The sequence below is a fragment of the Micromonospora sp. NPDC003776 genome (assembly GCF_053605645.1).
This window is the reverse complement of sequence record NZ_JBSGJR010000320.1, coordinates 1-7773: the sequence shown is the minus strand read 5'-3', so window position 1 is coordinate 7773 and position 7773 is coordinate 1. Positions and strand designations below refer to the sequence as shown.

8 protein-coding genes and 1 pseudogene are annotated in these 7773 nt (G+C 72.2%); 4 read left to right on the top strand and 5 right to left on the bottom strand.

Going from position 1 to position 7773, the window contains the following annotated elements:
• Positions 1–217: pseudogene (locus ACWEVO_RS23260) on the bottom strand (hypothetical protein); the annotation flags it as partial.
• Between the two features lie 157 nt (positions 218–374).
• Between ACWEVO_RS23260 and ACWEVO_RS23255 the strand changes: the two are divergent.
• From ACWEVO_RS23255 to ACWEVO_RS23240, 4 genes are all read left to right on the top strand, one after another.
• Complete coding sequence (locus tag ACWEVO_RS23255) at positions 375–1310, top strand: diacylglycerol/lipid kinase family protein (RefSeq protein WP_452309638.1); 936 nt, start codon at positions 375–377, stop codon at positions 1308–1310.
• Between the two features lie 30 nt (positions 1311–1340).
• Positions 1341–2114 (top strand): aminoglycoside adenylyltransferase domain-containing protein, encoded by a 774-nt coding sequence (locus ACWEVO_RS23250; protein WP_452309637.1) that lies wholly within the window; start codon positions 1341–1343, stop codon positions 2112–2114.
• A gap of 55 nt (positions 2115–2169) precedes the next feature.
• On the top strand, positions 2170–3273 hold the full coding sequence (locus ACWEVO_RS23245; RefSeq protein ID WP_452309636.1) for a hypothetical protein: 1104 nt from the start codon (positions 2170–2172) through the stop codon (positions 3271–3273).
• A gap of 104 nt (positions 3274–3377) precedes the next feature.
• Positions 3378–4190 (top strand): SAM-dependent methyltransferase, encoded by an 813-nt coding sequence (locus tag ACWEVO_RS23240; protein ID WP_452309635.1) that lies wholly within the window; start codon positions 3378–3380, stop codon positions 4188–4190.
• A gap of 66 nt (positions 4191–4256) precedes the next feature.
• On the opposite strand, the gene ACWEVO_RS23235 is transcribed toward ACWEVO_RS23240, so the two are convergent.
• The 4 genes from ACWEVO_RS23235 to ACWEVO_RS23220 form a co-directional block, all read right to left on the bottom strand.
• A complete protein-coding gene (locus tag ACWEVO_RS23235; protein WP_452309634.1) occupies positions 4257–5120 on the bottom strand; it encodes a peptidoglycan-binding domain-containing protein in 864 nt (287 codons plus the stop codon).
• A 635-nt stretch (positions 5121–5755) separates the two neighbouring features.
• Positions 5756–6691, bottom strand: a complete 936-nt coding sequence (locus tag ACWEVO_RS23230) for an HNH endonuclease (protein WP_452309639.1) — start codon at positions 6689–6691, stop codon at positions 5756–5758.
• Positions 6580–6861, bottom strand: coding sequence for a hypothetical protein (locus tag ACWEVO_RS23225; protein WP_452309633.1), 282 nt, complete (start codon positions 6859–6861; stop codon positions 6580–6582). Before ACWEVO_RS23225 ends, ACWEVO_RS23230 begins: the two co-directional genes overlap by 112 nt.
• A gap of 240 nt (positions 6862–7101) precedes the next feature.
• A partial coding sequence (locus ACWEVO_RS23220) for a S1 family peptidase (protein WP_452309632.1) occupies positions 7102–7773 on the bottom strand: 672 nt, incomplete at its 5' end.

Genomic DNA, 7773 nt, shown 5'->3' with positions numbered 1-7773 from the left:
GACGGTGCCGGGTGAAGTCCGGCCGGTGGTGCCCTCGCCGTGGGCTGTGCGCCTCGGCGACCGGGTGCGCGGTGACGCTGACCCAGGCCGATCGGGTGGCGGCGTGCGCGGCGCCGGCGGTGGCGATCTCGTGTGCGCCCCACGCGACGGCGACCCCACCGAGCAGCAGTACGAGGCGCAGCGTGACTCGCGTCAGCCGTCCGCCTCGTCGAGTCATCCCCGGCACCCCCTGGCCGCCGGCCAGCGCCGGCGATCAACGCTGGGTACTTTACCGAAAGGGATCGGCCGATCACAGCCTGCGGCTGATCGAAATCGGCCGACATGTGGAACCGGACAGGCATAGAGGCTCCACCGTTCGGGTAACACCGGGAGCCATGAGGACGAGCACGACCGACCGACCCGCCGCCCACGCCCCCGCAGACCCGGCCGGCGTCGTCGCGGTCGTCGCCCACCGGAAGAAGATCCTCGGCGGCGGGCTCGACGAGTTGCGGGCCGGGCTGGTCGCGGCCGGAGTCGGCAAGCTGCTCTGGTACGAGGTGCCGAAGAGCCGCAAGGCGCCGAAGAAGGTGCGCAAGGCGCTCGACAAGGGAGCCGAGCTGGTCCTCGTCTGGGGCGGCGACGGGATGGTGCAGCGCTGCGCCGACACCCTGGCCGGCTCCGACGTGCCGATGGGGATCCTGCCCGCCGGCACCGCCAACCTCTTCGCCAGCAACCTCGGCATCCCGCACGACCTGCCCGAGGCGCTCCGGATCGCGCTGCACGGCCGGCGGCGCAAGCTGGACCTGGGCCGGCTCAACGGGGAGCACTTCGCGGTGATGGCCGGCGCCGGGTTCGACGGAGACCTCATCCGGGATGCCGACCGCAAGCTCAAGGGCCGGCTGGGTCGGGTGGCCTACGTCTGGACCGGGCTGCGGCACGTGCGGGGCGAGTGCGTGCGTACCCGGGTCCGGGTGGACGGCGCCGACTGGTTCGACGGCGAGGCGAGCTGCGTGCTGTTCGGCAACGTCGGCACGATCACCGGCGGCATCCCCGCCTTCGACGAGGCCCGCCCCGACGACGGCGCGCTGGAGATCGGCGTCTCCACCGCCAGCGGCGCCGTCGACTGGGCCCGCACGCTGGGCCGGATGGCCGCCGGGCGCTCCGAGGACTCGCCGTTCGTGCGGATCACCCGGGGCCGCAAGGTCACCGTCCGGTTCGCCGCCCCCAAGACGTACGAGCTGGACGGGGGCGCGCGGTCGGCGGCGAAGCGGCTGAAGGTGAAGGTCGTCCGGGGCGCTTTGACGGTCTGCTGTCCCGACCCGGCTGCCTGACCCGTCCCGCCCCGGGGCACGATGCGGGGCATGGACGAGCCGTTGCGTGACTACCTGACCGAACTAATCGAGCGGGCCCGGGGGGTGCTCGGCGACAACCTGATCGGCGCGTACGCGGCCGGCTCGGTGGGGTTGGGCGCGTACCAGCCGGGGCGCAGCGACGCGGACGTGGCGCTGGTGACCGCGGGGCCGGTGGCCGCGGCGGCGAAGCGCGCGCTGGTGGCGGGGCTGCGGCACGAGTCGCTGCGCTGCCCGGCGCGCGGCCTGGAACTGGTGGTCTACCAGCGGGACGTGGCCGGCTCCGGCACCCCGGAGCCCGGCTTCGAGGTGGAACTGAACACCGGGGCCACCATGCCGTTCCGGGCCACCTACGACCCCGCCGACCGGCCGGCCGCCGACGGGCGGTTCTGGTACGCCCTGGACCGCAGCATCCTGCGCCAGTCCGGGCTGGCCCTGCTCGGCCCGCCCGCGTCGCAGGTGTTCGCCGATCCCGCCTCGGCCGACCTGCGCCGGTTGCTGGTCACCGCGCTGGACTGGTGGCTGGCCCTGCCCACCCCGGAGGGCGACGGCCCGGCGCCGGGCACCGAGGACGCTGTGCTGGGCGCCTGCCGGTCGCTGGCCCGGGTGCGGACCGGGACCTGGCTGGCCAAGGTGGACGCCGGGCGGTGGCTGGCCGAGCGGGGCCGGCACGCCGAGCTGATCGATCGGGCGATCGCGGCCCGGCGGGGCGGGCCGGCACCGAGTGGACCCGAAGCGCGGGCCTTCCAGCGCTGGGTCCGGGACGAAGTCGCCGCCATGCATTGACGCGGATCAGCGCCTTACTGTAAACAAGGCGTACTGATCGATCGGGGAGGTCCCCATGCGACGCTCGGTACCCCTGGCCGCGCTCCTGCTCACCCTCGCCACCACCACCCCGGCCGCCGCCGCGCCGCCGGCCCGACCGGCACCCACGCTCCTCGCCGCCACGCCCGTCCAGGTCTACGGCGCCTGGCACTGCGGCAACGACTACTGCACCTGGACCACCCCGCGCACCGTCGCGGAGTTCGACAGCCAGAACCACTGGCTGATCGACCGCGGCGACGGCCGACCCTCGGTCAACCTGGTCGTGCTGAGCTTCGTCAACCCGCTCGACCTGCTGCACCAGACCACCGACACGACCACCCTCGACGGCGTGCCGCGCGGCATGACCGCCGAGATCGTGCAGTACTTCACCTCCCGCGGCGTCCGGGTGATGCTCTCCATCGGCGGCATCACCTACACCGACGACTGGGACGCCGCCCTCGCCGAGAACGCCACCCTGCTCGGCCAGCGGGCCGCCGCGGTAGCCACCCGGCTCGGCGTCGGCATCGAGATCGACTACGAGCAGAACACCGCCCCGAACCTCGCCGGCCTGCAGTCCTTCATCTCCGCCTACCGGGCGGTCAACCCGTACGACGCCACCGGCACCCGGCCCGAGGCCCGGCTCACCATCGACGTCGCCGCCGGCGACCGCTGGCTGATCGACCTCAACCGCAAGGCCACCGCCGACTGGCTGCGCACCGACACCCCGGTCCTCGACTACGCCAACGCCATGGTCCCCGCCCGCCCCGCCTCGGCCAGCACCTCCCAGGCCAGCTGGCAGGAGCACGTCGACGGCAAACCGCAGTACAGCCCACCGGTGCCGCCGCTCGCCCCGGCCAAGTTCACCGGCGGGGTCTACATCGCCTACGGCGGCAAGCCGCTGCCGGAGTGCGTCGACTACGCCAACTCGGTGCAGAAGGCCGCCGCCCCGTACGTCCAGGGCGTCGCGCCCAACGGTGCCGGCAGCACCCCCGGCATGCTCGGCTTCATGTTCTGGGCCGCCGAGCGCCCCTCCACCCGGGGCATCGGCACCGTGCCGCCGAACACCTGCGAGCGGGGGACCGGCGCGGGGGCGACCGCGCTCGCCGTCCCGGTGCCGATGCCGGCGCTGCGCCAGAGCTGACCCCGGTGGCGCCCACCGACCGGTCACCCGGCGTCGCCGCGGGTCCGACGGGCACCACGACATGGCCTAGGCTGACCCGGACCACCGGACACAAAGGAGCCTCCGTGACGGAGCAGCCCTCGACCACCACGGTCCGCGCCGACGCGCTGGACACCACCGTCCCGCACTCGGCCCGCTTGTGGAACTACCTCCTCGGCGGCAAGGACAACTTCGCCGCCGACCGGGAGGCCGCCGAGCAGGTTCTCGCGTTCATGCCGGAGCTCGTCCAGTCGGCCCGGTTCACCCGCGAGTTCCTCGGCCGCGCGGTCCGCCACCTCGCCGGCCAGGCCGGTGTGCGGCAGTTCCTCGACATCGGCACCGGCCTGCCGACCGCCAACAACACCCACGAGGTGGCCCAGGCCACCGCGCCGGAGTCGCGCGTCGTCTACGTCGACAACGACCCCATGGTGCTGGTGCATGCCCGGGCGCTGCTGACCAGCAGCCCCGAGGGCGCCACCGACTACATCGAGGCGGACCTGCGCGAACCGGAGCGGATCCTGGCCGAAGCCCGCCGGACGCTGGACTTCACGCAGCCGATCGCCATCATGCTGCTCGGCATCGTCAACTTCATCGTCGACGACGAGGAGGCGATCCGGATCGTCCGGCGGCTGGTCGAGGCCGTGCCGGCCGGCAGCTACCTGGTCCTGTCGCACCCGACCCGGGAGGTCAACCCGGAGGCGGTCGATCGGGCGCTGGCGATGTGGAACGAGGGCGGTGCCGCGCAGATGGCCGTGCGGACGCCGGCGGAGATCGGCCGCTACTTCGAGGGTCTCGAACTCCTCGAACCCGGGCTGGTCACCTCTTCCCAGTGGCGTCCGGACGGCAACGACACCACCCCCACCTCGGAGTACTGCGCGGTCGGTCGCAAGAACGGCTGACGCGGTCCGGCCGCCCGGGCACACTGCCGGGGCGGCCGGATCCGTGCTGAGGACTCCAGAGACCGGTCAGTAGGTGACCCGGACGCCCATCTGCTTCCAGGTGAGCGGGCCGACGATGCCGTCGGCGGTGAGGCCGCGCATCCCCTGATACCAGCGGACGCCCACCTCGGTGCCGGCGTCGAAGTCGGCGCCCGGCCCGCCGCACCGGCTGCCGATGAACCGGCGGACGAAGGCGACGTCGTCACCCGTGCAGCCCCGGCGGACGGTACGGGAGCCAGGGGCGTTGCCCGACGGCGGCCGGGACACCGGCGTGCCGGCCGTCCGCAGCGCGGCGAGGGTGGCCGCGCCGACCACACCGTCGACGGTCAGGGCCCGGGCCTTCTGGAAGCCGCGCACCCAGGCCGTGGTCTTCGGGCCGAAGCAGCCGTCAACGGTGAGTCCGGCGCCGAGCCGGTTGGCCAGGGTCTGCAACTCGCGGACGTCGCTGCCCCGGCAGCCGTCCCGCAGCACCCGGTCGCCGAGCTTGGTCACCGTCGCGGTGGCGATGCCCCACGCCCGGGTGCTGTCCTCCAGCGCCCGGTTGTGGCTGACGCTGACGTGCAGGTGCTTGTTGTGCGGGTTGGGCCCGGTGTAGCGGGCGGCGGCGAAGCCGCGGGTGCGGCTCCAGATCACCCGGTTGTAGATGACGTACTGGCAGGACGGGTGGGTGATCGCGTGCCGGACCACCAGCAGCGGGTCGATGCCGTCCACGTCCACGTCCAGCGCGTTGACCGAGCTGTCGTCGGCGTCCGGGTTGTGGTCGGAGTGGGAGCCGCGCGCCTGGTGGGCGGCGTCGCCGATCCAGCCGTCGGACGTGCGGTCCCGGTGCGGCCACCGGGTGTTGATCTCGTCGCGCAGGACGCGCAGGGCGGGCGCCAGGTGCACGCTCATGTCACTGCTCCTCGTCCGCCGACAGGTCGTACTCGATCTCGTCCCCGATCAGCGACTCCGGGTCGTCGTCCTCCTCGAAGTCGGTGACCTGGTAGTCGGGGTCCACAACGGCGGTGTCCATCCCCGGTGCCTCCGCTCTCTGCTCTGGCCGGCGCCCCACGCGGCGTCACGCGGCCTGCCGTCGCTCCGCCGGATCGTGCGGCGGAACCTGGTTCCACTGTCGAAATGCCTGGTCACCCCGGCAAGACGTGAGTCGGCAATCAGCGTTCGAGCTGCCCGAGCGGGGCCGGGCACTCCACCGATCGAGCGGCGCGTACGCCGAGCGGCGCTGGTCGCCGGGGGATCGGTGGTGCCGGCCGGTCCGCCGGGCTGTGGTGCGCTGGCACGATCGGCGCGGCGACCCACCGGTTCGGTTGGGCCGCCCGAGCCGCTCGCCTGCGCGACTCGCATCGTCGAGGTGCGCGCATCGCTGCCCACGTCGGCTCCAGGCCGTGCGCCTGGCGCCAGCCTTACGCCCCCGCGCCGGTCAGGCGCCCGCTACCCCTGGCACGCGGGCGGCGCGGCCGGAGGTGGGCGGACGGGGCAGCGCACCGGGTCGGCGAGCGCGGCGCGCAGCGCGGCAGAGCTGAGATCGGTCAGTGGCGGGAGTTCGCTGAAAGCCGCCCGCCAGCGGCCCCGTAGCGGGTGCGTCGCCGCTGCTCGTGGCGGGCCACCGCCTCGCGCCGGCAGTCCAGGCAGAGTCGCTCCGTACGCTGCCGGCCATTCCGGGTTCTGCCAACGATCCGGGTGTTGTCATCAGTACGGACGTGCCCATTCCGGCAGTGGCTCACCAGCTCCGCTGCGGTGCGCCGGTAGCCGTACCGGGTGCGGGCATACTGCCGGGCGCACTCACGGCACTCGCCGTTGCCACGCGATCTGCCTACCTGGAACGTGTCGTGACCGCGCGGACAGTACTGTACGGCTGGACGCGGACCTTTCCGTCGGCCCTTATCCTTGATTTTCTGACAGGCGATGCAGCCGCCCGAGGGGTAGCGACCGGTCTCGGCGTAGGAGTGCCCCTTGGCACATCTGATATGCACGTCGCTACGCCGAGGAGGACCCTTGCGCCGGCGGTCGGGATGACAGCCTGCGCAGGTTCCGTCCGAGTTGACACCGACCTCCTGTCGGACGTGCCCATTGCGGCAGGTGCGTCGGCGTCTGTTCGACGTCGTTGCTCGCTTGCTGTTCTCCCTCCGGGACACAGCTTCAAGGTGATCAGAGTTGAAGCAGGCCGGTTTTTGGCAGAGGTGGTCAAGCGTCAGGTCATCGCCGAGCGTGCTACCGGCGAGTTCGTAGGCAACCCGGTGGACGTATTGGGTCTGGCCCGCGATGGAGAGGACACCGTAGCCGCGTACTTTGGCTCCGGTCCAGATCCAGCACCCTTCACCGTCGACGAGCCGGCGGGCGAGAAGCCGGTCGGCTAGGGACAGGTGCCCCAGGGGCTTTCCGAAATGGTCCCGCCGCCGGAGATTCTCAGCCCGGGTGACCAGCTCCAAGTGAGCCGGATTGACGCAGGCCCGGTCTCGGCACAGGTGATCAATTTCATGCCTTGCGGTATGTCACCGACGAATGCGGCATAGGCGAAACGGTGTCCACTGACACGCTTGCCGTCGGCGGCGATCGAACCGTAGCCGTTGCTTCGGGCTCGTCCAATGAGATACCAGCAGGAGTTGGTCTTCTCGAGCGCCGCAATGAAGCGCATGACATGCGGCTTTACCTGCTGTTGAGTCAATGGCACGGGCAATTATGACATCGATGCCGCCAGACAGCCTGAACGTGACGCGGGCGCCAGCGACATGGCTGACACCCCTGCTTCACCATCACCCACTAGGCCGGCCAGACCAGCGCCGGCGGCCGCTTGCCCCCGGCGACGAGCAGACGGTCGGGGAACGCGACGAGGACCCGCGCCTACCGGGGCGCGGGTCCTCGTTGGTGGTGTGGATCAGTAGACGGTCACGCCGTACGCGCTGGCCGCCTCGCTGACCGGCTGGAAGAACGTGGTGCCGCCGGACTTGCAGTCACCGCTGCCGCCGGAGGTGATGCCGAGCGCCTTGGTGCCGTCGTAGAGCGGGCCGCCGGAGTCGCCCGGCTCGGCGCAGACGGTGGTCTGGATCATGCCCTTCACGGTGCCGCTGCCGACGTAGCGGACCGTGACGTTTAGGGCGGTCACCGTGCCGCTGTGGGTGCCGGTGGTCGAGCCGGTCCGCTTGACCGACTCACCCACGAACGCGTTCGCGGCGGTGTAGCCGCCCGGGTGGCTCAGCGACGTGTTGTCGTAGCGGACCAGGGCGTAGTCGTTGCCGGGGAAGCTGGAGTTGATGGTCGGGCCGATCAGGGTCTTGAGCCCGGAGTCGGTGTACCAGGTGTTCGCCACGTTGCCGCAGTGCCCGGCGGTGAGGAAGTAGTAGACGCCGCCCTTGACCACGTTGAAGCCGAGCGAGCAGCGGTAGCCGCCGCCGTAGATGGCGTTGCCGGCGGAGAGCAGCGGCCGGAAGACGCCCTTGGCCCGGTCCACCCGGATCGCGCCGCCGGCGGGGGCCGCGCGGGTCGGGGGGGTGGCCCCCGCCGGCGCGGCGACGCGAGCGGGGGCGGGGACCACCACCCCGCCGGTCGC